Origin of the sequence: Sporosarcina contaminans, from assembly GCF_042679045.1 — a bacterium.
GTDB classification, from domain to species: Bacteria; Bacillota; Bacilli; order Bacillales_A; family Planococcaceae; genus Sporosarcina; species Sporosarcina contaminans.
In genome coordinates, this window is record NZ_JBHTLT010000115.1 from 1 (window position 1) to 23,175 (window position 23,175).

Annotated in this window: 19 protein-coding genes, 1 riboswitch and 2 other annotated features; of the genes, 8 read left to right on the top strand and 11 right to left on the bottom strand. The window is 39.5% G+C overall.

Annotated elements, in window-relative coordinates; all coding sequences use genetic code 11:
- Positions 1 to 135 precede the first annotated feature (135 nt).
- Positions 136 to 1,044 (bottom strand): homoserine O-acetyltransferase MetA, encoded by a 909-nt coding sequence (metA, locus tag ACFQ38_RS13800; protein ID WP_336822140.1) that lies wholly within the window; start codon positions 1,042 to 1,044, stop codon positions 136 to 138.
- 93 nt (positions 1,045 to 1,137) lie between these two features.
- Positions 1,138 to 1,280, bottom strand: a riboswitch (SAM riboswitch).
- Positions 1,281 to 1,345: 65 nt separating this feature from the next.
- The gene (locus ACFQ38_RS13805) at positions 1,346 to 2,203 is read right to left on the bottom strand and encodes a YitT family protein (RefSeq protein WP_381481588.1); all 858 of its coding nucleotides are present in this window, start codon (positions 2,201 to 2,203) and stop codon (positions 1,346 to 1,348) included.
- A 233-nt stretch (positions 2,204 to 2,436) separates the two neighbouring features.
- Here ACFQ38_RS13805 and ACFQ38_RS13810 point away from each other — a divergent pair, with 233 nt between their 5' ends.
- Together ACFQ38_RS13810 and ACFQ38_RS13815 are read left to right on the top strand one after the other, a co-directional pair.
- Complete coding sequence (locus ACFQ38_RS13810) at positions 2,437 to 2,718, top strand: AbrB/MazE/SpoVT family DNA-binding domain-containing protein (protein WP_336822138.1); 282 nt, start codon at positions 2,437 to 2,439, stop codon at positions 2,716 to 2,718.
- 16 nt (positions 2,719 to 2,734) lie between these two features.
- The gene (locus tag ACFQ38_RS13815) at positions 2,735 to 3,451 is read left to right on the top strand and encodes a glycerophosphodiester phosphodiesterase (RefSeq protein ID WP_336822137.1); all 717 of its coding nucleotides are present in this window, start codon (positions 2,735 to 2,737) and stop codon (positions 3,449 to 3,451) included.
- A gap of 44 nt (positions 3,452 to 3,495) precedes the next feature.
- On the opposite strand, the gene ACFQ38_RS13820 is transcribed toward ACFQ38_RS13815, so the two are convergent.
- Positions 3,496 to 3,813, bottom strand: a complete 318-nt coding sequence (locus ACFQ38_RS13820) for a thioredoxin family protein (protein ID WP_336822136.1) — start codon at positions 3,811 to 3,813, stop codon at positions 3,496 to 3,498.
- A 116-nt stretch (positions 3,814 to 3,929) separates the two neighbouring features.
- On the opposite strand from ACFQ38_RS13820, the gene ACFQ38_RS13825 reads away from it, so the two are divergent.
- The gene (locus ACFQ38_RS13825; protein WP_381481592.1) at positions 3,930 to 4,907 is read left to right on the top strand and encodes a M23 family metallopeptidase; all 978 of its coding nucleotides are present in this window, start codon (positions 3,930 to 3,932) and stop codon (positions 4,905 to 4,907) included.
- 283 nt (positions 4,908 to 5,190) lie between these two features.
- Here ACFQ38_RS13825 and ACFQ38_RS13830 read toward each other — a convergent pair whose 3' ends face one another.
- Positions 5,191 to 7,257: a prolyl oligopeptidase family serine peptidase gene (locus ACFQ38_RS13830; protein WP_381481593.1), complete on the bottom strand. Its 2,067-nt coding sequence runs from the start codon at positions 7,255 to 7,257 to the stop codon at positions 5,191 to 5,193.
- A 113-nt stretch (positions 7,258 to 7,370) separates the two neighbouring features.
- Complete coding sequence (locus ACFQ38_RS13835; protein WP_336822134.1) at positions 7,371 to 7,883, bottom strand: DUF3231 family protein; 513 nt, start codon at positions 7,881 to 7,883, stop codon at positions 7,371 to 7,373.
- Between the two features lie 144 nt (positions 7,884 to 8,027).
- Positions 8,028 to 8,233, top strand: a binding site (T-box leader).
- A gap of 198 nt (positions 8,234 to 8,431) precedes the next feature.
- Positions 8,432 to 8,658, top strand: a binding site (T-box leader).
- Between the two features lie 56 nt (positions 8,659 to 8,714).
- Here ACFQ38_RS13835 and ACFQ38_RS13840 point away from each other — a divergent pair.
- Entirely contained in the window at positions 8,715 to 9,893 is a 1,179-nt protein-coding gene (locus ACFQ38_RS13840) for a pyridoxal-phosphate-dependent aminotransferase family protein (RefSeq protein ID WP_336822133.1), read from the top strand.
- Positions 9,875 to 11,461, top strand: coding sequence for a phosphoglycerate dehydrogenase (gene serA, locus ACFQ38_RS13845; protein WP_381481597.1), 1,587 nt, complete (start codon positions 9,875 to 9,877; stop codon positions 11,459 to 11,461). Before ACFQ38_RS13840 ends, serA begins: the two co-directional genes overlap by 19 nt.
- An 11-nt stretch (positions 11,462 to 11,472) precedes the next feature.
- Here the strand turns inward: serA and ACFQ38_RS13850 are convergent, their stop codons facing one another.
- Positions 11,473 to 12,270: an HAD family hydrolase gene (locus tag ACFQ38_RS13850; RefSeq protein ID WP_381481599.1), complete on the bottom strand. Its 798-nt coding sequence runs from the start codon at positions 12,268 to 12,270 to the stop codon at positions 11,473 to 11,475.
- Between the two features lie 127 nt (positions 12,271 to 12,397).
- Between ACFQ38_RS13850 and thpR the strand changes: the two genes are divergently transcribed.
- Complete coding sequence (gene thpR / locus ACFQ38_RS13855; RefSeq protein WP_381481601.1) at positions 12,398 to 12,940, top strand: RNA 2',3'-cyclic phosphodiesterase; 543 nt, start codon at positions 12,398 to 12,400, stop codon at positions 12,938 to 12,940.
- A 19-nt stretch (positions 12,941 to 12,959) separates the two neighbouring features.
- Positions 12,960 to 16,025, top strand: coding sequence for a hybrid sensor histidine kinase/response regulator (locus tag ACFQ38_RS13860; RefSeq protein WP_381481603.1), 3,066 nt, complete (start codon positions 12,960 to 12,962; stop codon positions 16,023 to 16,025).
- Positions 16,026 to 16,175: 150 nt separating this feature from the next.
- On the opposite strand, the gene ACFQ38_RS13865 is transcribed toward ACFQ38_RS13860, so the two are convergent.
- From ACFQ38_RS13865 to ACFQ38_RS13885, 5 genes are all read right to left on the bottom strand, one after another.
- A complete protein-coding gene (locus ACFQ38_RS13865; RefSeq protein ID WP_381481605.1) occupies positions 16,176 to 16,913 on the bottom strand; it encodes a sulfite exporter TauE/SafE family protein in 738 nt (245 codons plus the stop codon).
- A 145-nt stretch (positions 16,914 to 17,058) separates the two neighbouring features.
- Positions 17,059 to 17,496, bottom strand: coding sequence for a GNAT family N-acetyltransferase (locus tag ACFQ38_RS13870; protein ID WP_381481607.1), 438 nt, complete (start codon positions 17,494 to 17,496; stop codon positions 17,059 to 17,061).
- A 15-nt stretch (positions 17,497 to 17,511) separates the two neighbouring features.
- Positions 17,512 to 19,740 carry an RNA polymerase recycling motor HelD gene (gene helD / locus ACFQ38_RS13875; RefSeq protein ID WP_381481610.1) on the bottom strand — a complete coding sequence of 743 codons (2,229 nt, stop codon included), beginning with the start codon at positions 19,738 to 19,740 and terminating at the stop codon, positions 17,512 to 17,514.
- A 400-nt stretch (positions 19,741 to 20,140) separates the two neighbouring features.
- Positions 20,141 to 20,830 (bottom strand): GNAT family N-acetyltransferase, encoded by a 690-nt coding sequence (locus ACFQ38_RS13880; protein WP_381481612.1) that lies wholly within the window; start codon positions 20,828 to 20,830, stop codon positions 20,141 to 20,143.
- On the bottom strand, positions 20,827 to 21,939 hold the full coding sequence (locus ACFQ38_RS13885; RefSeq protein WP_381481614.1) for a mandelate racemase/muconate lactonizing enzyme family protein: 1,113 nt from the start codon (positions 21,937 to 21,939) through the stop codon (positions 20,827 to 20,829). Before ACFQ38_RS13885 ends, ACFQ38_RS13880 begins: the two co-directional genes overlap by 4 nt.
- A gap of 238 nt (positions 21,940 to 22,177) precedes the next feature.
- Here ACFQ38_RS13885 and ACFQ38_RS13890 point away from each other — a divergent pair, with 238 nt between their 5' ends.
- Positions 22,178 to 23,041, top strand: coding sequence for a YitT family protein (locus ACFQ38_RS13890; protein ID WP_336822123.1), 864 nt, complete (start codon positions 22,178 to 22,180; stop codon positions 23,039 to 23,041).
- The last annotated feature ends 134 nt before the right edge of the window (positions 23,042 to 23,175 follow it).

The following is a 23,175-nucleotide window of genomic DNA, read 5'->3' on the forward strand; positions in this document are numbered from 1 at the left end:
CAGACAAGGCGCGAAGTCGAGCGAAGACCCGAATAGAACTTAAGGTTCATGAGGGGACGAGCGAGACGAGCAACGCAGTATGCGAGCGTTTGTCAACAAGCTGAGCCATCCAGCTTAATGGATGGCTTGCAATGTTTAATTCCAATGATACGGTGTTTCTTGGTAAACATAATAATTTAGCCAATTAGAGAACAACAAATGCGTATGGGATCGCCAAGTATTCAATGGCTTTTGAGATGGATCATCATTTGGGAAGTAATTTTTCGGAACATTCACTTCAATACCTTTTTTAACATCACGTTCATACTCTTCGGATAGCGTTGAAGCATCATATTCAAGATGTCCAGTAATCATAATTTGCTTACCGTCATTCGACAACACGATGAAAGCTCCGGCTTCTTCCGAGACAGATTGAAGATGAAGCCCCGGATTTTTTTCGATTTCTTCAATCGATACTGTCGTATACCTCGAATGTGGCGCTTCAAAAATATCGTTAAATCCTTGAGTCAACTTTACCGTTTGATCTGATAAAGTATGATGAAAAACCCCTGATAATTTTGCGGGCAATCTATGTTTTTGTATGCCGTAATGATGATACAATGCCGCTTGTGCTCCCCAACAAATATGGAGAGAGGATGTGACATTTGTTGTCGACCAATCCATAATGCGCTGGAGTTCATTCCAATAGGCGACTTCTTCAAAAGGCAAATGCTCAATTGGGGCACCCGTAACGATCAAGCCATCATATTTTCTATGTCGGACTTGGTCGAAAGTCGAGTAGAAAGCATCCAAATGGCTTTTGCTAACATTTTTTGATTCGTAGGTAGCTGTATTCAAAAACGATACATTCACTTGCAAAGGTGTATTTCCTAACAATCTCAAAAGTTGCAATTCCGTTTTTTCCTTTTCAGGCATCAAATTTAAAATTATGATATTCAAAGGACGTATATCTTGGCTTGTTGCTCTTTTTTCGTCCATAATGAATATTTTCTCTTCTTTCAACAATTCACGTGCTGGCAAATTATATGGAATGTTGATCGGCAATGTCTTTTCCCCCTTTTTCTAAAAAAAGCTGCAAAACCAAAATAAAACCCTCATTCCGTTAGATAGGAACGAGGGTTTCTGTCAGCTTCATCGTTCTTATCTTTCAAGAATTAGCTCGCATTGGCAAGCCGATCGTTCGGAAAACCGAACGTCTTGTTGGAGGTAGCACCTTCCTGCAATCGCAGAGGTTGCTGAAGCGTCATTGGGCCAAATCCCTCAGCTTCTCTTGATAAGAATTATTCAATTGAAGACCATTATACCATTTTTCATAACTTTGTATACATCTTTTTTCCGGCAGCGGCTATTGGCTGATTTTTGCTTTCGAAAAGCCTAATCCTAATATTTCCGATGCATTGAGGAAAATAACAAATGAAGACGGCTCTGCAGTTTGCAACAGTTTTTTCAAATAAACTGCCTCAGACTGTTCAACGACACATAAGATCATCGTTTTCTCATTGTCGGAATATCCCCCGGTCGATTTCACTTTTGTAAATCCACGATCGATTTCATCTTGTATGATGGACTTAATTTTCTTTTCATTTTCGGTAATGATCAAAACTAATTTTGTCGGTGATGTTTGTAGCTGTACGAAGTCGATTACTTTACTCGTCACATAGATTGACATTAATGCATATAAAGCTAATTCAAAATTAAAGACAAAAGCTGATGTGACAACAACGATCCCATCTACGATGAGCTGTGAGAAACCGCTTGAAATTCCGGTATATTTCTTCAGAATTTGAGCAATTAACGCCGTTCCCCCAGTTGACCCATTTCCCCGATAAACAATTCCGAGTCCGATACCGAGCAAAATACCGCCGTAAATAGAGCTTAGCAATGGATTGTCAATATTGACCGACAAATCTTTCGATAGCCAAATGACAAATGGAACAAAAAATGTACCAACAATTGTTTTGGCGCTAAATTCCTTTCCAACTAAAATCAAGCCTAAAACGATTAGCGGAATATTAATAAGCCATTGGACGTACGCAGGCTCATAACCGAATAATTCATATAGAATGGTGCTAATTCCTGAAACGCCTCCAGCAGCAATTTTCGATGGAAGCAAGAAAATGTTAAAAGCCAAGCCAACAAAAGCAGAACCGATAATAATTTGTATATAGTCAAATACAACGGATTTTTTATGAATGAATGACATCGTAATTTCTCCTTTCTTAGACTTACTTATTCTAACAGAAATTAGCCTTTTTATAACTATTTTCAAAAGCTCACCTACTAATCAAATACTTTCAATGAGTATGAAGTTTTAAAACCTTTATAAAAGGAATAGTATAAATAGGAAAAATAAATATATACTATTCTATATTTTGTATCTTTTATAAAACTTTAGTATACTTGATTACAAGAAAACCAAATGTGAGGGAGGATATTATGCGAAGTTTAGGGATTGTAAGGAAAATCGATCACTTAGGACGTATCGTTATTCCTAAAGAACTTAGAAATACGTTAAAGTTAGAGAAAGGTGCACCAATGGAAATATTCGTTGATGACGATATGATTGTGTTAAGAAAATACGTTGTAGATGAAGCTTGTATCGTCACTGGTGAAATTACTCCTGAAAACAAACGGCTTTCTAATGGCATGTATATCAGTCCTAAAGGTGCGGAAATCTTAAAAAAAGAAATTGCAGAAAAGAAAGAGCAATGGAAATGATTGAGGGGGAGCATTGATGGATATTTTCGCCCATCGGGGTGCTTCAGGCAATTTTCCCGAAAATACGATTGCCGCTTTTAAAGAAGCGGCGCGCCTTCCAGTGAGAGGTGTAGAATTCGATGTTCATATGACATTTGATGGACAACTTGTTGTCATCCATGATGAATCGATAGATCGAACATCGAATGGATCGGGGTTCATTAAAGATTTAACTTTATCCGAGCTAAAAGAATTTGACTTTGGCAGTTGGTTTTCCCCTGATTTCAGCGGTGAAAAAATCCCAACCCTTCCCGAAGTATTAGATGTATTTTCACGAACGGAACATTTGCTTAATATTGAGCTAAAATCGGATATTTTCCCTTATGATGGCATGGTAGAAAAAGTATTGGACATTATTCAAGAAAGGGGAATTGAATCGAGAGTGATTCTTTCTTCCTTCGATCATAGCGCAATCCAAACAGCTAAAAATTTAATGCCACAAATCGAAACGGGAGCACTTGTTATGGAAGTGTTAGTGAATCCACTTTCCTATTTACAACAAATACCGGCAGATGCTTTTCATCTTCTCTTTCCGACTGCACTTCGACCATCTATGCAAGAAATAATCAAACAGCAAGTGCCTATTCGGGCTTTTACAGTGAATGATCCAGAACATGCCGCTCTATTAAAAGAAGCAAAAGTGCAAGCGATTTTTACCGATTTCCCGGAGGAAATGGTTTCATTTTTTCCATAAAAAAAGATATCGATCCACAATAGACTGGATCGATATCTTTTTAATTATGCTGAGCAACTGTCAATAAACGATTCAATTTCCTCTTTCGTTTTACGATCCTTGCTTACAAATCTTCCTGCCTCTTCCCCATTATGGAAAGCGATAAAGCTTGGAATTCCGAAAATGTCCATCTCCTGACAAATTTCAATAAATTCATCTCGATCGACATAAATAAATTCATATTCCGGATAATCCGCTTCGATTTGAGGTAGAATCGGTTCGATGACACGGCAATCTGGACACCAATCCGCCGAAAACATAAAAATAGTTCTTTCCTCATTTTTCAATTGCTCAAATTGCTCTTTCGATTGCAACTTCTCCATTCCTATCAGCTCCTTCTTTCTTTACCTAAGTTCATTCTATCTCTTTCTCCCTGAAGGTACAATTCATGAAATTTGCAAAACGGGGAAACATAGTGAATGAAAAAGGAGGGTTTCTCTTGAGCCGCCATTGTATATACATCTCTATTATCATTATGTTTGTATTATTTTTTATGCCTTCTGTCTCCTCTTCGCAAGAATTGACTCAAGAGGAAATTTACGACCAACGCATGGCGCTTTATTTTCAATTCGCTGATGAAATAGTGCCATGGTATCATTTAGCTGCCATTGACCAATACGAACGGAATATCCAGCAAGTACGGAACGATCTTCCGAAGAAAGATGGATTAATTGCCATCCTATTTTCAGATGAATATTGGAGAGGAGCATTGAACCCTCATCTCAAGGATACCGACCCTGACTCCATTGCATTTTTCGGAGGACATGGCGTAGATGGAAACGGAGATGGAGTCGCTGATTTCAATCAACCTGAAGATGTATTAATGACAATGGCTAATCATTTGCGCCAGTTCGGCCCATCAGAAAACGAATTCAAAGCTGCTTTATGGCAATATTACAAACGTGAAGATACAGTCAAACAAATTTACACAATCGCTCAGTTGTATGAGCATTTTGAAACAATCAACTTGGATGAACATACATTTCCAATAGCTAAAGGCCATCATTACACATACCGTGGAACATGGGGTTCAAGCCGCGGCTGGGGCGGCAGAAGAATTCACGAAGGTACAGATATTTTCGCCGGCTATGGCGTTCCCGTATTGTCTACTTCATACGGTGTCATTGAAATTATGGGCTGGAACGATTATGGCGGTTGGCGCATCGGTATCCGGGACAACCATAATACGTATCATTACTTTGCCCACTTGGCGTATTATGATAAAGGAATAAAAGAAGGCGATATCGTCGAACCAGGCACACTCATCGGCTTCGTCGGCAGTTCTGGCTACGGAAAAGAAGGCACATCTGGAAAATTCCCACCACACCTCCATTACGGCATGTATAAATACAACGGGCGAATCGAATGGTCATTTGATCCTTACCCATCATTGCGTATATGGGAAAGAAATCGATAACAACACGCGGGGCAATAACTATAGAGCAGATGGAAACTTGAAGTTAGGACAGTAAATGCATAACTCGCACGGCTGTTCTATTACTGGCGCAAGTTGATTGTTTACTGGCGCAATAGAGCCGTTTATTGACGTGTTTTACAGCATTACTGGCTTAGGTCGGTTGTTTACTGGCACGTACTGCATTCGAACAGCGCGGGACACTCACTTACTTTGCACGAGAACGGTTTATTAACGTAATGATAGTATAGACTTACAAGAACCTAAACAAAACAGGCTACCTTCATCATTGGTAGCCTGTTTCTATGTCAAATTTGTTATTCAATGTTTTATTCAAGAAAGTATAAACATCCGTCAGTTCTTCGATAATTTTAACGGTCGGTTTACCGAGCCCGTGGCCTGCATTTTTTTCGACGCGCAATAAAATTGGATTGTCACCAATGTGAGCTTCCTGCAATGTCGCAGCAAATTTTTTCGCATGCAATGGGACAACTCGATCATCTGTATCAGCAGTTGTAATAAGTGTTGGCGGATAGGCCGTTCCGTTTTTCACATTATGCAATGGAGAATATTTGTACATAAACTCAAAATGCTCCGGATTCTCTTCTGCATTGCCATAGTCCGTTACCCAATATCTCCCGACCGTGAATTTATGGTAGCGCAACATATCCGTAACCGGCACTTGACATACTGCGGCTCCATACAAGTCTGGACGCTGCGTAATGCATGCACCGACCAACAGTCCACCGTTGCTGCCTCCCATAATGGCAAGCTTCGCTGTTTTCGTATAGTTTTTCGCAATTAACCACTCAGCAGCTGCAATAAAATCATCGAATACATTTTGTTTGTTTTCCAATGTTCCAGCTTTATACCATTCTTCTCCAAACTCACCGCCGCCGCGTAAATTAGCAACCGCGTAAATGCCTCCCTGTTCAATCCATAATCGTTGTGCCGGTGAAAATGATGGAGTCAAACTCACATTAAAGCCTCCATAGCCATAAAGAAGCACCGGGTTTTCCCCGTTCAATTGCAGTCCTTTTCGGCATGTGAGGAACATCGGAATTTTTGTTCCGTCTTTCGATGGATAAAACACTTGAATTGTTTCATAATCAGTTGTATCGAACAACTCCACTTGCTCAAAGATTGTTTGCAAATTACTATTTTCAAAGGAATATTTTGCAATCGTAAGAGGGGTCAAATACGACGTATAGCCGATGTACATTACATCTTCCTCTTTTTTTCCTGTAACATTCGAAATCGATATAAAATCCGGTAATGGAACTTCGTTTAGAAGTTTTCCAGTTGTTGAAAATACTTTTAATTTATAATACGCATTGTGCAAATAACAGACGACAAATTGGTTGTTAATCATCTTCGCGAATGAAAGAACGTCTTCTTGCTCGCTAATTACATCTTTCCAATTTTCTTTTTCAGGATGATCCAAATGAACAGCAATGATCTTCTCTTTTGGTGCGTCATGATTCGTCACAAAATAGAAAGTCTTACCGTCATTTCCTATAAAACTATATTCCCCATCATCTTTTGCAAGCAAATGGATGAATTCGCCGCCTTCTATCAAATCTTTATAATAAATGCGGCTCTTATTTTCCGTCCCTTTCCACACTGTTAATAGTAAATATCGATAGTCATCCGAATAGGAAGGATTGAACGACAATTCCTTGTTTTTAGGGTCTTCGTATATTAATGAATCATCATCTTGTGAAGTACCGACTTTATGATAGTAGACTTTATTATAATTGCTTTCATCTCCTGCAGAAACAGTGCCCGGCTCGGGAAAACGGTTATAATAAAATCCGGTTCCTTCCTCATTCCATGCGATGCTGCTAAACTTGCACCAACGGAGAAGATCAGGTTCATCCACCATCGTCTCCAAATTTTTAACGCGTATTTCCTGCCAGTCGCTTCCGTTCAACGAAATTCCATACGCCAAACGCCTTCCGTCTTTTGTGAAGGAGAGATTTGTAATCGCAGCAGTTCCTTCTTCATTTATCGTATTTGGATCTAAGACCGTTTCTAAATCCTCTGATTCAAGATCCTTCGTCCGATAAAATACGGCTTGGTTTTGAAGGCCATCATTTTTATGAAAATAGTAGTATTCACCCTCTTTATGCGGCACTGAATACTTTGGATAATTCCAGAGGCTTGTTAGCTTCTCTTTTATTTGCTCCCTTTGTTCATATGACGATAAAAATTCTTTTGTAACAGCATTTTGCTCATCTACCCACTGCTTGACTTTCTCATCATTCGGATTTTCCAGCCATCGATATGGATCTGCTACTTCAGTTCCATGAAAATTTTCGATTGTTACCTCTTCATTTGTTCGTACCCCCATAATACTCCCCCTCCGCCTAACTATTATACAATTGCCATTTTACCATACAATTCCGAAGTTTCACATCTCGAATAAAAAACAGCCGGCAAATTCTTACCGACTGTTCCTCTGTTTTAATCCTTCTTTTGTGGTTCCATATGCAATGGAGGCGGGATCACCCAGCCCTTTTCTTTGTTCATATTCAACAACTTCATTCCAAACGCCAATTTGTCAGTTAAAAACTTGCCAAACATCATCGCTATATCTTCGCGAATGCTTTGACCAATCACTTGGCTACAAGATACGAGTCCTTGCCCGACATTGATCGAAACTGCAGCTGAAATTTCAGGATCCATGAACCTCGCACCCATCGGAATATCCTCTGCACTTGCCTTGCCACGTTCCGGCAGCGATGGTGGAGGTGTTATCCCATTTTCCTTTAATACTCTTTGCACTTCCTTGTTTTCAGCTTTCATCGTATCAACAGCTTCTTTCAACAAGTCGATCAGATCTTTGTCCCCTGCATGGTTAATGAATGCTTCATACCCACTAATCATGCCATTATTCGCTCCAACATATGCCCAGCAGCCAATTACTTCTCCATAATGCAACGGCTCTTCTTTAGGGTTGCCATTTAAAATACCCATTTTGTTCTCCTCTTTTCCATGTATCTTTACTTGCCAATTTTATTTTGTGATGAAAGTCGATTTTTATGTATGAAATAAAAAATATTTAATTTAGTGATTGACTTATTGTAAAAAACGTGTATCATACTATATAATATTTTTTAATTAACTACGATGAAGAAGACAATCTTTTCAAATGGAATGTTAAGAGAGCTGATGGGTGGTGAAAATCAGTCGTTTCTTTGGAAAGCAGCACTTCCGAGTAGGTGATCAGAACTTGAAGTATGATCATCCGCTTCATGCACGTTACGCATCAATGAAGGCTGTTTTACAGCAAAAAAGGGTGGCACCGCGTGTTTTTCGCCCCTTGCTTTTTTAGGCGAGGAGTGAAAAGCTTTTTTATTTCATTATTTGGTAACGTATGTTTATTTATAAATGATGATTTTTGTTCGTTTTTGGATGGGTTTTCATAATAATTACTTTGAAATCTAATGTTTATTCAACGAAATACCGAACTATGCCATTGACAAACGTTTTATGTATGCTATGATAGTTGAAAATTCAATAAAGTATCTGTTGTGACGGAGATACGTTTTCCAATAAGGATTCTTCAGAGAGCTAATGGTTGGTGAAAATTAGCGTTTTCTATGGATTTCAGCACTCCCGAGCTGATAAGCTGAACTTTTTCAGTAGGCTTATCCGATTCATGCACGTTACGCATTTGAACGAAGACTGCGATTAATAGCAGTGAATGAGGGTGGCACCGCGTAAGCTTATCAAGCTTTTCGCCCCTTGCAACTTTTTGCAAGGGGATGAAAGGCTTTTTTTATTTTATTTTGAGGAGGAGATTTTATGTTATTCGATCAACAATTTTTACGCATTCCAGGACCAACGCCAATTCCACCAAGTGTGGAAAGAGCAATGAGCCAGCCGATGATTGGTCATCGCGGCATAGAAACTTCGGAATTACTGCAATCCATTAAACCTCGCCTGAATAAGGTGTTTGGCACTAAACAAGATGTACTTATTGTTGCAGGCAGCGGCACTGCAGGGCTTGAAGCGGCAGTTGTCAATTCTGTCCGTCCTCTCGATGAAGTGCTTGTCATCGTTACAGGCGCTTTCGGTGTGCGATTCGCTAAAATTTGTGAAGCATATGGGATTCATGTTCATCGTATGGATTATGAATGGGGCAAAGCTTTTAATCCGGAAGAAGTTACACGTTATTTGGAACAGTATCCGGAGATAAAAGTTGTCTTCGCTACCTATTGTGAGACATCGACTGGTGTGTTGAATCCGATCGATCAGTTAGGTGCGATCGTCAGGGAAGTGTCAGATGCACTCGTTATCGTAGACGGCGTTTCTTGTGTAGGAGGCGTTGAAACAAAAATGGATGAGTGGCAAATCGATATCGTTGTAACCGGTTCTCAAAAAGCATTTATGCTGCCTGCAGGGCTGACTTTCATCAGTGTTAGTGAACGTGCTTGGAATGTAATCGAATCAAATCCAAACCGTGGTTTTTATTTTGATCTCACTAAATATCAGAATAACTATGAAAAAGATACAACGCCGTTTACCCCTGCCATTTCTTTATTGTTTGGACTTGAACAAGTTTTGAACTTATTAGAAGCAGAAGGGCTGGAGGAAGTGTACGCACGCCATCAATTGATGATGGACATGACAAGAGCCGCTTTCCGTGCACTGAATATTCCACTTTTGACAGAAGATAAAGATGCTTCTCCGACTGTTACGGCAGTTCAGCCAGATGACTTTGACGCAGAGTTGTTCCGTAAAACGATCAAATCACAGTTTGGGCTTTCTGTTGCGGGAGGCCAAGAACATTTAAAAGGCAAAATTTTCAGAGTGGGTCATATGGGTTTTTGTTCGCCTGCCGATGTTCTTCAAACAATTGCCATGATGGAAATCGGCATGAATAGGATCGGCAAGGAAGTTCAATTAGGCGCAGGTGTAGCTGCGGCTCAGCAAATTTATGTAAAGAAAGGTCGGGAAAATAAATGCCAATTCAAGTTTTGATTAGCGATCCGCTCAGCGAAGACGGAATTTATCCGTTGCAGCAGGCTACAAATATCCAAATTGAAGTAGCGACTGGATTAAATGAGGATGCATTGCTTGAAAAAATAAAAGACTTCGATGCGCTCATCGTTAGAAGCCAAACACAGGTAACTCGGAAAGTAATCGAGGCAGCTGAAAAGCTAAAAATGATCGGCCGCGCAGGTGTCGGGGTTGACAATATTGACTTGGAAGCTGCTACAGAACACGGCATTATTGTCGTCAATGCACCCGATGGCAATACAAACTCAGCTGCAGAGCATACAATTGCGATGTTGACCGCTCTTGCAAGAAAAATCCCACAAGCTTTCAATGCATTGAAAAATGGCATATGGGATCGAAAAACATTCATCGGCGTTGAACTGAAAAATAAAACTTTAGGAATCATCGGGCTTGGACGAATCGGAGCAGAAGTCGCAGCGCGCGCAAAAGGGCAACGGATGAACGTCATTGCGTATGACCCATTTTTGACGAAAGAAAAAGCGCAGAAAATGGGCATCGATTTTGGAACGGTGGATGACGTCATACGTGCTGCCGACTTCATTACCGTCCATACACCTTTACTGAAAGAAACTAAGCATTTATTAAACAAAGAGGCATTTGCTGCAATGAAGGACGGTGTTCAAATTATCAACTGTGCACGCGGCGGCATCATTGACGAAGAGGCATTATACGATGCGATTGTTTCCGGTAAGGTAGCTGGCGCTGCGTTAGATGTTTTTGAAACAGAACCTTTTCTCGATCATAAATTGCTCACATTGCCGCAAGTAATTGCTACGCCGCATCTGGGGGCAAGCACTGTTGAAGCGCAAGAAAGTGTGGCGATTGATGTAAGCAATGATATCGTCGCATTTTTCAATGGCGATCCAGTACGCAATCCAGTCAACCTGCCATCTGTTTCAAAAGATGTTCTTTCAAAGATTGAGCCGTTCTTCGATCTATCCGAAAAATTGGGTGTTTTCCTATCAAGGATGACCAATGAAGCAGTTGAAGAAATCAATATTAAATACGCTGGGGAGCTTGCCAATTATGATGTCCGGGCTTTAACAAGAAATACAGTGAAAGGAATTTTGAAGCGAAATTTAGGGTCACACGTCAATGACGTCAATGCGAAATTCATGGCGGACCGTTTCGGAGTAAAAGTAAATGAACATAAAACAACGACCGCTAAAGGATTCCTGCATTTAATAACCGTTGAGTTACTAACGGCAACGACGACACACCGTGTTGCCGGAACTTTATTGAATGGGTTAGGCGCACGAATTGTTAAAGTGGATGATTATGTCGTTGATATCGTGCCGGAAGGTCATTTGCTATATATTGAACATAAAGATCAGCCTGGTGCAATCGGAAAAGTAGGTACACTTTTAGCGATGGAAAACATTAATATTGCAACAATGCAAGTCGGCCGATCAGCTGCCGGCGGCGATGCCATTATGATGCTGACTGTCGATAATGTTGTGCAGCCCGAAGAAATTGAAAGGCTGATTGCATTGGAAGATATTTTTGCGGTAAAAGCGATTGATTTGTAAAATTAGAGGCCTCAATGATGGCCTCTAATTTTTTCGATAATATCGAATAATTTCTCCAAATGATCGATCTCATATACCGGAATAATATCTGGATGCGGGCCATTCCCTTCCCGGTTAATCCATACAGTTTTTATATTGATGCTTGCTGCCCCTAAAATATCCGTTAGTAAATTGTCTCCGACCATCAACGCCTCATTTGCTTTTGTGTCTGTCAATGAAAGCACGTGTTGAAAAATCGTTGCATCAGGCTTCCCGATGCCAAAGTCTCCTGAAATGATAATTTCGTCAAAATAGGTCGATAGTTCTGGTACAGCATCCAATTTGGTATATTGCAAAGAAGGTGCCCCATTCGTCAATAGCACTAATTGATATTTCCCCTTCAACCGATCCAGTACGGAAAACGTTTCATCATAGACGAACGGTGATTGCTTGCGATGTTCGATAAACCTTTTAGATAATTTTTCTCCTAATTCAGCATCACGAATGCCCAACTTCACAAGTCCCTCTGTCCATGCAGAGCGTTGGTATTCAGAAATCATCGCATTCATTTTTTTGAAGCCTTCGCCAGCATCGTCAAATGTCCCCCATAGCCCTTCAAATGGATTTATGCCGATCATTTGTGTAAAAGCATATGTATCATACGTTGCATAAAGCTTCCTCGCCATTTCGCGCACTGCACTCTCCAAGCGAGTAGCTTCTACATCGATTTGCCCTTCTACTTCTTTACACGTCTTTTCAAATGCGGTTGCTACACTTTTTTTATCCCATAATAATGTATCATCCAAGTCAAAAATAATTGTCTTGACCATTTACGACCTCTCCCTTCAAATTTAATTATACACGAAATAAAATTCCGACTTTTAAAAATGAAAAGATGCTATAAAAGAGATACATTGGTTATAATGAAACCATTATCGAGCGAGGAGGCAAATCAGAATGAATCGTCATTTTTTTATCGGCATAAAAGCCCCGACAGCCATTGAAGAAACAGTTGTACAATTAAGAGAAAAGTATAAACTGCCACAATCCTATAAAGTCATCCCACATTTGGATGACCTCCATATTACCCTATTTTTTATCGGTGCACTTTCAGAAGACAGACTTCCCTCTTTGCAGTCAATGTTGCAAAGAACTGCAGAAAATCATGAAAGCTTCAATTTATTTGTTGATGGACTTTCTTATTTTGGTTTACCGAAAGATCCGCGGGTCGTCTACTGTTCGATCAGCCCATCCGATGAGCTATCCGATTTGCAACGAACAGTCGCCAGCAATGTGAAAGAAGCTGTCGGGTTGGAGGATAAAAAACCCTATACGCCACATATTACAATTGCGAAAAAACGGAATAGTGACGTAGGCATTCAAATAGAGAAAGAAGCAATTGATATCGTTCCATTTCAAGTTGATCATTTTTCTTTATTTACAATTCATCCATCAAAAAATCCTAAGTATGAGGAAACGATCACTTTTCAGTTGAGATAATGTTGGGGGATTAAAAGCTTTGATTTCAAAAAATGATGTTCCTACTAAAAAAATCTTCTTTACAATAATCGGGTTCCTATTATGCATATTGTCATTGCGAATTGGGTGGTTTTTTTACTTCAATTCTCCTGACCACCAGATAGCCGAAAAAGGGATTGTTGATTTGCGCGGAGAAACATTAACAGAAAGAGAAACGATATCATTAAATGGTGAATGGGCGTTTTATCCTTCAGAATTCGTCATTGACAATCTATCTACTAACCGGTTAAACGAACAATATATAAAGGTGCCGATGAATTGGAAAAACGAACTACATCCACACAATCAAAATGCGTTAGGCTATGGCACATATACACTCAAAATCTTGCTTCCAGAACAGGAAGAAACGATTTATGGCATCCAATTAAAAAAAGTGGAAGCTTTCGCTAATATTTATGTCAATGGAATTTTACTAAATAAAGAGAATAATGCTGATCAACAACCGATCAAAAAAATAAAAAAGCAAGGTCCGATGACATACATTTTTTCAACAGACGAGAAAGAAATTGACTTAAGTATTCAAGTTTCCAACTTTGACAATAAAATTTCAGGCGGTTTGATCGATTCCATACACTTCGGTTTACAGCCAGCAATTGCAAAGGATACATCTTTTTCTCAAGCATTGCAATTGCTCGTCAGTATGATTTTTTTTATTCATAGCTTTTATGCAATCGCTATTTTCCTCATTGGAAAAGGGTACTATGAAAAAGAATTGCTCTATTTCAGTTTAATGCTTTTCCTCAATGGCTTTGTCATTTTAATAGACGATCATGTTTTATTGCATTTGCCGATCGAAAATGACCTTTACATTAAACTGCTCATCACGGTTCTCATCAGTCTATTGCTATCAACCTTACAATTCATTAATGCCCTTTTTAAAATAAAATCGAGGGTTTCAAACGTATTGGTCATTCTATTCATTCCATTATCAATTGTTTTATTGACAACTCCAGCACTTTATTCGTTACCGATGATAATGCTTTTAATTATTTATGCAGCGTTTATTGCCGTGCGGCTCATATTTCCCACTATTTCATCGATTCGAAAAGGAAATATTGACGGAGTGTTTATTTTGTTTTATCTGTTCTGTTTTATTTCAAATGGCGCTTGGGGTACTGCCATTAAAACGAGGGTAATTAATATTCCATATTATCCAGTCGACTATATTGTCTCAATAGTTGTCATTGCATTATTGCTTTTCAGGCGCCATATGCAAGTCGTTCGAGAAAATAGTGAGCAAAATAGTAAACTAGCAGAAGCAGATATCCAAAAGGATATTTTTTTAGCGAACACGTCACATGAGCTACGCAACCCTTTACACGGCATTTTAAATATCGCCCAGACGATGCTTGAAAATAAATCTTCCAATCTATCTAAGAAAGAGAAAGAGAATTTGGAACTGCTGCTTCAGATTGGAAATCGTATGGCCTTCACTTTAAATGATCTATTGGATTTAAGCAGATTGGATGAAGGTCGTGTTCAATTAAACAAAAAACCAGTCAATATTCAAAGTATCTCTTCGGGCGTCGTTGATATGATCCGTTTCATGAAAAACACTGACAAACTAAAGATTACAATCGATATACCGACAACGTTTCCGCCTGTTCAAGCGGACGAAGGAAGGATTGTCCAAATCCTTTTCAATTTACTGCATAATGCTGTTAAATTCACTGATGAAGGAAGCATTACAATACATGCCACTCATAATCAGAAAGAAGCGACTATTTTTATTTCCGATACAGGCATTGGAATGAGTCCGTATGATATGGAGCGCATTTTCAATCGTTATACGCATTCTGAAACGACAGGCCATGAAGGAATCGGACTCGGCTTAAATATTGTTAAACAATTAGTCGAGCTGCATGGCGGCAAAATTTCGGTTCAATCAGAAATCGGCAAAGGAACTACCTTCTCTTTCATATTGCCGTTATCTATCGGCGAAGCACCTTTAATTGAAGTGCAGCCGATTTCTCAACCAAAAAATTCTGTAGATAATAAAGTAAAGGGTGAAACAGAGGTTACAGCTGATCAAGTCAACTTATCAGGGAACATCCTAATTGTTGATGATGATCCGGTTAATCTGAAAGTGATTAGCAATATGCTGTCAGAACTGTATCACATCAAAACCGTAGAAAATGGAATAGAGGCTTTAAAACTGATTGAAAGCGGCAATTGGAATTTAGTCATCTCTGATGTTATGATGCCGCAAATGTCCGGCTATGAACTTTGCAAGGAAATCCGCAAGCAATTTACAATTGCCGAGCTTCCAATCTTGCTGCTGACGGCTCGCAACCAAGCAACGGATATTTACGCGGGTTTTCTTGCAGGAGCAAACGACTACGTAACTAAACCGGCAAATGCTCTTGAACTCAAAGCCCGTGTTCATGCTCTACTTACACAAAATCAAGCCATTCAAGAGCAATTCCGTTTGGAAGCAGCCTATTTGCAAGCTCAAATAAAGCCGCACTTCCTCTATAACACGTTAAACACGATTGCGTCATTAGGTGAAATGGATTCTTCCCGCATGACTGCGTTGCTGCATGAATTTGGAAACTATTTGCATAGAAGTTTCCATATGAACAATACAAACAGTCTAATTCCAATTGAAGATGAACTCGATCTCGTACGTTCCTATCTTTATATTGAAAAAGAAAGGTTTGGCAATCGGCTCAAAGTTGTTTATGATTTAGAAAATCTTTCAGACATTTTGATTCCGCCGCTTACGATCCAGACAATTGTTGAAAACGCCTTGAATCATGGCATTCTAAATAAACAAGAAGGCGGCACAGTTACAATTTCGGTCTCGAATTATGAAGACTACGATATCATTTCCATTAAAGATAACGGTATTGGAATGACAGCCGAAAAAATAGAGGAACTTCTATCAGGCTCAAACAAACATCAATATGGCATTGGTATTGGCAACGCCAATCGCCGACTTAAACAGCTATTCGGAAAAAGCATTCGAATTGAAAGCGAATTGCATAAAGGGACAATCGTTTCATTTCAAATCCCAAAACAACGCTCCGCTATCTTTGTTCAATAAACAAGAGACGAGGGAAAACTGTTTTACCTAAAGAAAAACCAGAACGTTCATAGGAAACTCGAATTGAGCGCATCCTTATCGTTCTGGTTTTATGGATTCTTCCATTTTTCGGTTTTTTAAAAAGACTGCTTGGTTCTGACGAAGACTTTTTTAAATATGAACGTTTTCGATGACGATTTGTATGATTAACGCAATCGTCACTATACGTAATATCGGTTTGACGTATTTTGGATTGATTTTCTCCGCGATACGGACTCCTAATTGAGCGCCCGTTACAGAACCTAAAAGAAGCGCAATTGTTAATGGCCAAATAATATTTCCCGATGCAATATACGTAACCGCTGCACCTAAACAGCTAAAAAAGGTTGCAAACCGTACGTAGCCTACCGCTTGGATATAAGATATTTTTAAGTAACTGAACAAATACAGCATGAGTGTGCCTTGTCCGGGTCCGAAAAGTCCATCATACATACCGATGCCAAATAGCCCGGGAATGCTCACTTTTCCTAATTTCAATCGTTCCTCTCCTGAGAAATCTCCTTTACCTAAGAAGGATGTAATAAATGCAAACAGCAAAAGAATAATGGCGAGTATATATAAATGCTGTCCGGACAGTTTCGTCGCGATAAGCCCTCCCGCTGCACCACCTGCCAAACTAAGCGGCATAATCCATATACAATCCTTCAAGGAAATCCGCTTTCGCTTTAGCAATACGAAAAAGCTTGAAAAGGAGCTAACTGTATTCGAAACCTTATTTGCGCCGATTGCTGAGTGGATTGGAATACCTAATAAAAGCATGGCTGGCAAGTTGATTAAACCACCTCCCCCTGCCAACGTTCCCAAAGTCGTAGCAATAAATCCGATAAAGTAAAGTACTACCCATTCCATCCGAGCACCTCCATTCATACTTCTATTATACGCTGTCAACTCCATAAGGAAATTCAAATGTTTTTATAAAAAGTGATAAGAATAAATTATAAAAGACCATCCCCATTGCCAAAGGAGACGGTCAATCGTACTCGATTTTATAGCTTTACAACGTTTTTTCCATAGTAATTCGATGAATGCCATCACTGTCGACAAAAGTATCGACTATATCAAACCCGTGTTGAATATTAAGGATAAGCATTTCCTTCCATTTATTCCTTGTTTTCGTTTCAATCATTGAATAGCCTGCCTCAGCAATTAATTGATGCTGCTTTTTCATAAGCTTAGAGGCGATGCCCTTCCCTCTATACTTTTCTTGGACGGCGCCATACCAGCTATAATAGCGCCCCGGAGATTGTTCGTAACCAATTTTGTAGCCAACTACTTTTCCCGAATCGATAGCAGCAATGACTAAGACGTTATGTTTCTCTACTATTTTTCTTTCCAAATCGGTCGCATTTTGAAAGATTTCATCATGCACGTTTAATATTCCCTGCATTATTTCTTCATCTGGCATTCGCCAAAACGCTGCAATTTGAATCAATGGCCTCTCTCCCGTTCATCCTTTTATCACTTTTTCAATAGATGAAGAAAGCAAATGCAATTCATGCATCGGCCTCGTCATCGAAACGTAGAGCAATTTACGATCAATCGGATTGTTCCGAAAAGGATCTTCGAAATCTGCGATCAACACCGCATCAAATTCGAGCCCTTTCGATAAATGACTAGGTACGATCAATAGGCAATCCCCATCAATTTCCGATTCCTCTTCCAATAATTGAACGAGCATTTCTGTTTTTTTCAATTGTTTATAGATTTTCTTTGCCTCTGAACGTGTCTTACATAGTAATGCTACCGAACGATGTCCTCGTTCGATAATTTCATTGTAAATGACCGATATTTTTTCCTGATCGATCGCTTCCATCTGATAAAATTTTGGTGCGATGCCATGTCGCACGACAGGTTCAACGAGAGGCAAATCTTCATCCATCTTTACAAGAACTTCATTGGCCAACTCCATAATTTCAATCGTTGTCCGATAACTTTTTTGCAAAGTCGTATAGGTGGCACGGGGGAACAATTCTTTGACCGGTTCCCATGAGGTGAGCGCCCGATAGCTATGGATCCCTTGAGCTAGATCGCCAACCATCGTAAACATATCTGTCTCCAAACCATCCTGTAATGCTGCAAGCTGAAAATAACTATAATCCTGTACTTCATCAATGAACACGACGCGCATTTTCCATTCATCCGCTATTCCCTTAAGCTTCGCATGCAAATAATACAATGCGGCCAAGTCCTCAATTTCCCAGATTTCAGCTTGATGAGCAGCCAAAAAAGCATCCCGATCGGCATCAGACCAATGGAATGATAATTCTTTCTGTAATGGAGGATCCGTTAACCATTCTCTATACAAATTTTTCACATTGAATTTTTTAAATTTGCGGAAGTACGTTGCAACTGTCTTTTTACCTTCCTTTTCAATCGAAGGAAGTCTTGTATCCCGTTCATCCATAATTTTAGTAATCATCGATTTTCGCTTTTCATCGTCCCGAATGCCATACAAAGCTTTGTCCAATGCTTCCTCATATTTATCCGATAAAAGTTTGTACAATTGCTTTCTTTTTCGATTCACCTCGGTTTGCATAATACGTTTAATCCGTTCAATACGCTTTTCAATCGGCAAATAACGAAAATCTTTCAGAAATAATCTTTTTAATCTTGAAGCCTTAATAATTCTATATTTTTCTATGTACACATCTTCAAATAGGTTTGCTGTACGATGCTCAATCATTTCAACGTATCTTTGCATAATTTCCCGATATTCCAATGAACCTTTCATACGGGAAATGAAAAGCGTATTCTCGTCGATTATGTCGTTCTCCATCAATTGCTCTAATGTGTCATTTGAACCTTTTACTTTCAGCTTAATTCCTGTGGAGGCTAAGATGTACTCTGTGAATGTCGTTTGACAAATTTTCCCTACCCCTAATTCTGGAAGCACATCGCTAATATATTCGATGAATAGTTTATTAGGTGCTAATATCATAAGCTTTTCAGGAGGAAAATCGAGTGGCCCCATTGTATAGAGGAAATAGGAAATCCGATGAAGTGCAATCGTTGTTTTACCACTTCCTGCCGCACCTTGTACGATAATCGGCTGTTTCAAGTTTGCACGAATAATTTCATTTTGCTCAGCTTGAATCGTCGACACAATTTCTGTCAGCCTAACATCGGCTTTGCCGGAAAGCGCATCCTGCAACAATTCATCATTTGTCGTCAAATCAATGTCAAGGACATCCAATAATTCGCCTTCCTCAATCTTATACTGGCGCTTCGAAAAAAGATGACCGTTAATTTCCTCATCTCTTACCTTATAGGTAAGATCACCTAACCTGCCATCATAATAGACATTCGCAACCGGTGACCGCCAATCGACGATGATCGGCTCCTGCGTTTCTTGATGAAAAACAGAGGTTTTCCCGATATAAAGGAATTCGTCCTTTTCACCTTCTGCTTGGAAATGGATACGGGCAAAATACGGTTTCTGCCGAATCGCCTCCAAACCTTCTTTTTGAGAGCGTGCCATTTCAAAAAAACGCGCATTCGTCAAAATATTAATATAACTCATACTGGAATCTAAGTAGTCCAAGTCTGCCATTGCTTGGCGAATTTCATCTTGCGAGGATTTTACATCACGTTGAGACTCTTCCAAAAGTTTCTGCATGTACTGTTTCGTGTAGTCAAGCCGCTGCAATTCAAACTCAAAATCAGGATGTTTCTGCATAGACAGGTCCTCCATTTTGTGTATTATTTGCGTCCTGCTTCTTGTTGGTGAGATGTTGGGGATAATAAAGACTGAATTCGATTGTACCACTTTAGAATGTTTTGGGCAATAGCATTTTTCAGAATTATTATCAGCAGCTTTGAAAGCTTTTGCCCTATTGTTTGAATCAAATCTATCAACTCTAACTTTATTTCGAATGGTTTTATAGACTGTTTGGGCTGGCTCCCGGCAGCTTCGAGCTTGTTGGCTTGGTAGTCGGGCGGTTGGTGTCAGCTTCGAGCGCGGCGAAAAGGATTCGAGAGGTTGGCTTCCTATTTCGAGCAGTTAAGAACCATTATCGAGCGATTCATTTGTGAATCTATATTTTTTCCAAAAAGATGAGACCGCCCGTACGACGCTCTCATCTTTTTTCATAGCAGACCATCCAGCCTCCATTAGACTCTTCGATACCCGTTCCAATCCAGCCATCTGCCAATAAAGTTTGCTGCAATTCAGTATTAGACATGTCAACGAACTGGCATTCTTGTATTTCTCTTACAGCCATCTCCTGCTTTAATAAGTTTTTCATAAAAACATATCGCAGCAACCCGCCATATTTATTTTTCAAAGCAACGATATGCATACCTAAAGAAAACTTGTCCTTTAAGCTTGCAATATTGAATGGCGCTACTGTTGCGCAAATATAATGATACCGGTCACGGTCGATTGATTGCACTATTTGCTTGCCTAACAATTGTTGCAAATGGTTTCCTCGATAATCTGGATCGACATTTGATATTTCGGAGTATATTACATACGGCAATTGCTCGTCTGACAAACCCGCATCCTTGCCTAAATGCTCCTCGTCGTTTTCAGGCTGCAAAATTGCCCGGAATGCGACTAATTGATCGTGATGGAAGGCACCTAAAATTGCACCTTTACCTTGAAGAATAAATTTGAATTCTTCATCCGATAATGGCTGTAACGATGACGGGTTCGATAAAGATGCAATCACTTTATTTTGGAGTATTTGTAAATCCTTTAGAGCACTTTCATCCAAATACGCGGTCGTGACAATTTTGCCATTTAATAGCTCATATTGTTTTGTCATCCGATAACTTTCTCCGAATAAGCAGTCATGCGATGTAATGCTTCTTCATCAACATCAACGCCTAATCCAGCCTGCTCGTTTAACCGGATAAATGGGACGTCATAAGTAAGGTTTCCGATGTCTTCACTAAATTTAAGCGGTCCTGTCAATTCAACGCTCGTAATGATTTTTTTAGAAAATGCTACATGGAATCCCGCTGCTGATCCAACTGAAGATTCAACCATAGAGCCGATTTGGCATTCGATTCCCGCCATCTCAGCCATATGCGCCAACTTCATTGCTGGGTAAATACCGCCGCATTTCATCAGTTTTATATTTACCTTGTCTGCGGCTCTTTTTGCAATAATTTCACGCATTTCTCTTGCACCTTTCAATCCTTCATCGATCATGAGAGGCACATGCGTTTTCGATTTAATTTCCACCATTGCGTCAATATCATCCGCTTTCACAGGCTGTTCAAGCCAATCAAGGGAACAGTGCTCTAATGTATTCAAAGCCTTTAAAGTATTTGAGCTATTCACCCATCCTTGATTGACATCAACTCGAATTGCAATTTCTTCACCAACACTCTTGCGGACAGCTTCAATTCGTTTTACGTCTCCCAATACATCCGTTCCAACTTTCATTTTCAATGAACGGTATCCTTCAGCAACTCGGTCTTCCGCCTCTTTCGCCATTTTTTCTGGGGAACCGATGCTTAGTACATGTGTAATTGGGAATTCGTCATGGTATTTGCCGCCAAGCAGATCATACACGGGCACTCCTAATGCTTTTCCGACAACATCATAGCACGCAATGTCAATCGCTGCTTTTGCAGCTGGGGCACCGTAAATTTCAGCATCCATTCGCTCATGGATCCGTTCCATATGTGCGGGATTCATGCCGATTAGTTTCGGTGCGATCGTATTTTTTAATACTGCGAAAGTGCCTTCAAAGCTTTCGCCAGTAACATGATCATCCGGAACAGCTTCACCATAGCCGATCATCCCGTTATCCGTCGTCAACTTCACTATGATTGAAGGCATTGTGTCATAAGATGCATAACTAATAATGAATGGTTCATGCAATGGTAAATGAATCGCGAAGATTTCAATCTCAGTAATTTTCATTTTTCATAATCCTTTCAATACGTTACTATTCTTGAACTATTGTATCACTCAATCGCAATTTCCGATCAGTTTAAATCATAAATCGAGTGAATAAAATGCAAGATAACATGCAACTGCAATATACAATGAATCATACACGAAGAATTTATACTTTGTTGTGATTAATGATAATGGTACACTAAAAAACATGATAACGCTTTATGCATATCGCAGATAACTGTACAAAGGAGAGCGTTTTATGAAGAAAGAACATAAAAAAGAAAAATTGCGTTCTTTAATCCAAAGATATTTTTTTATTACATTAGGGGCAACTTTAGCAGCGGTAGCTTTGGAGCTATTCCTCATACCGAACTCCGTTATTGACGGCGGAATAATCGGTATTTCACTTATTTTGAATTTCATAACCGGGCTGCCGTTTGGGATACTCATTTTAGTGATTAACTTGCCGTTTTTATTTTTTGGCTATAAACATATCGGCAAAAACTTTTTCATTTCATCCACAGTTGCAATTATTTTATTGGCAATCATTGAATTCCCGTTGAAACCAGTTGGACCTTTTGTAACTGATCCGCTTTTGGCTACCGTATTTGGCGGCTTAATATTAGGTACTGGAGTAGGACTCGTCATACGGAATGGGGGAGCTTTAGATGGCACCGAAATTTTAGGGATTTTATTAACGAGGAAAATTCCATATTCTGTCGGTGAGTTCGTTATGTTCTTCAATATATTCATTTTTGCTTGGGCTGGGTTTGTCATGTCTTGGGAAAAAGCAATGTATTCTATCCTTACTTATTACATCGCATCTAAAGCAATTGATTTAGTGATACAAGGTTTGGAAGACACGAAAGCAATTATTATTGTGTCAGATGAGTATGAGGAGTTAAGCGATACAATTCATGAACGCCTTGGACGCACTGTTACGAAGCTGCATGGGAAAGGTGGATTTAATGACAATGAAAAAGACATCATTTACGTTGTCGTCACGCGTCTCGAACTCTCTAAGCTAAAACAAATAGTACGGGATGTAGACCCTTCCGCATTCCTTACAATTATGAATACGCAAGAAACATTGGGTGCGACTTTCAAGTCTGCTATCCATTAAAAAAAGCCTTGCAATTCCGTCTGCAAGGCTGGAACTGACCTAAGAAAATGAGACAAATAAAAACACCTTTCGTTGAAAATAGGGTATTGAACCTTATGAAATCAATTCGGAGGTGTTTTTTTAATGGCGACTAG

Bases quoted from the DNA above. Each gene is read 5' to 3' on its own strand.
- ACFQ38_RS13805 (WP_381481588.1), bottom strand. From the start codon at position 2,203: ATGTCATTCATTCATAAAAAATCCGTTGTATTTGACTATATACAAATT.
- ACFQ38_RS13810 (WP_336822138.1), top strand. From the start codon at position 2,437: ATGCGAAGTTTAGGGATTGTAAGGAAAATCGATCACTTAGGACGTATC.
- ACFQ38_RS13815 (WP_336822137.1), top strand. From the start codon at position 2,735: ATGGATATTTTCGCCCATCGGGGTGCTTCAGGCAATTTTCCCGAAAAT.
- ACFQ38_RS13820 (WP_336822136.1), bottom strand. From the start codon at position 3,813: ATGGAGAAGTTGCAATCGAAAGAGCAATTTGAGCAATTGAAAAATGAG.
- ACFQ38_RS13830 (WP_381481593.1), bottom strand. From the start codon at position 7,257: ATGGGGGTACGAACAAATGAAGAGGTAACAATCGAAAATTTTCATGGA.
- ACFQ38_RS13835 (WP_336822134.1), bottom strand. From the start codon at position 7,883: ATGGGTATTTTAAATGGCAACCCTAAAGAAGAGCCGTTGCATTATGGA.
- ACFQ38_RS13840 (WP_336822133.1), top strand. From the start codon at position 8,715: ATGTTATTCGATCAACAATTTTTACGCATTCCAGGACCAACGCCAATT.
- serA (WP_381481597.1), top strand. From the start codon at position 9,875: ATGCCAATTCAAGTTTTGATTAGCGATCCGCTCAGCGAAGACGGAATT.
- ACFQ38_RS13850 (WP_381481599.1), bottom strand. From the start codon at position 12,270: ATGGTCAAGACAATTATTTTTGACTTGGATGATACATTATTATGGGAT.
- thpR (WP_381481601.1), top strand. From the start codon at position 12,398: ATGAATCGTCATTTTTTTATCGGCATAAAAGCCCCGACAGCCATTGAA.
- ACFQ38_RS13865 (WP_381481605.1), bottom strand. From the start codon at position 16,913: ATGGAATGGGTAGTACTTTACTTTATCGGATTTATTGCTACGACTTTG.
- helD (WP_381481610.1), bottom strand. From the start codon at position 19,740: ATGCAGAAACATCCTGATTTTGAGTTTGAATTGCAGCGGCTTGACTAC.
- ACFQ38_RS13880 (WP_381481612.1), bottom strand. From the start codon at position 20,830: ATGACAAAACAATATGAGCTATTAAATGGCAAAATTGTCACGACCGCG.
- ACFQ38_RS13885 (WP_381481614.1), bottom strand. From the start codon at position 21,939: ATGAAAATTACTGAGATTGAAATCTTCGCGATTCATTTACCATTGCAT.
- ACFQ38_RS13890 (WP_336822123.1), top strand. From the start codon at position 22,178: ATGAAGAAAGAACATAAAAAAGAAAAATTGCGTTCTTTAATCCAAAGA.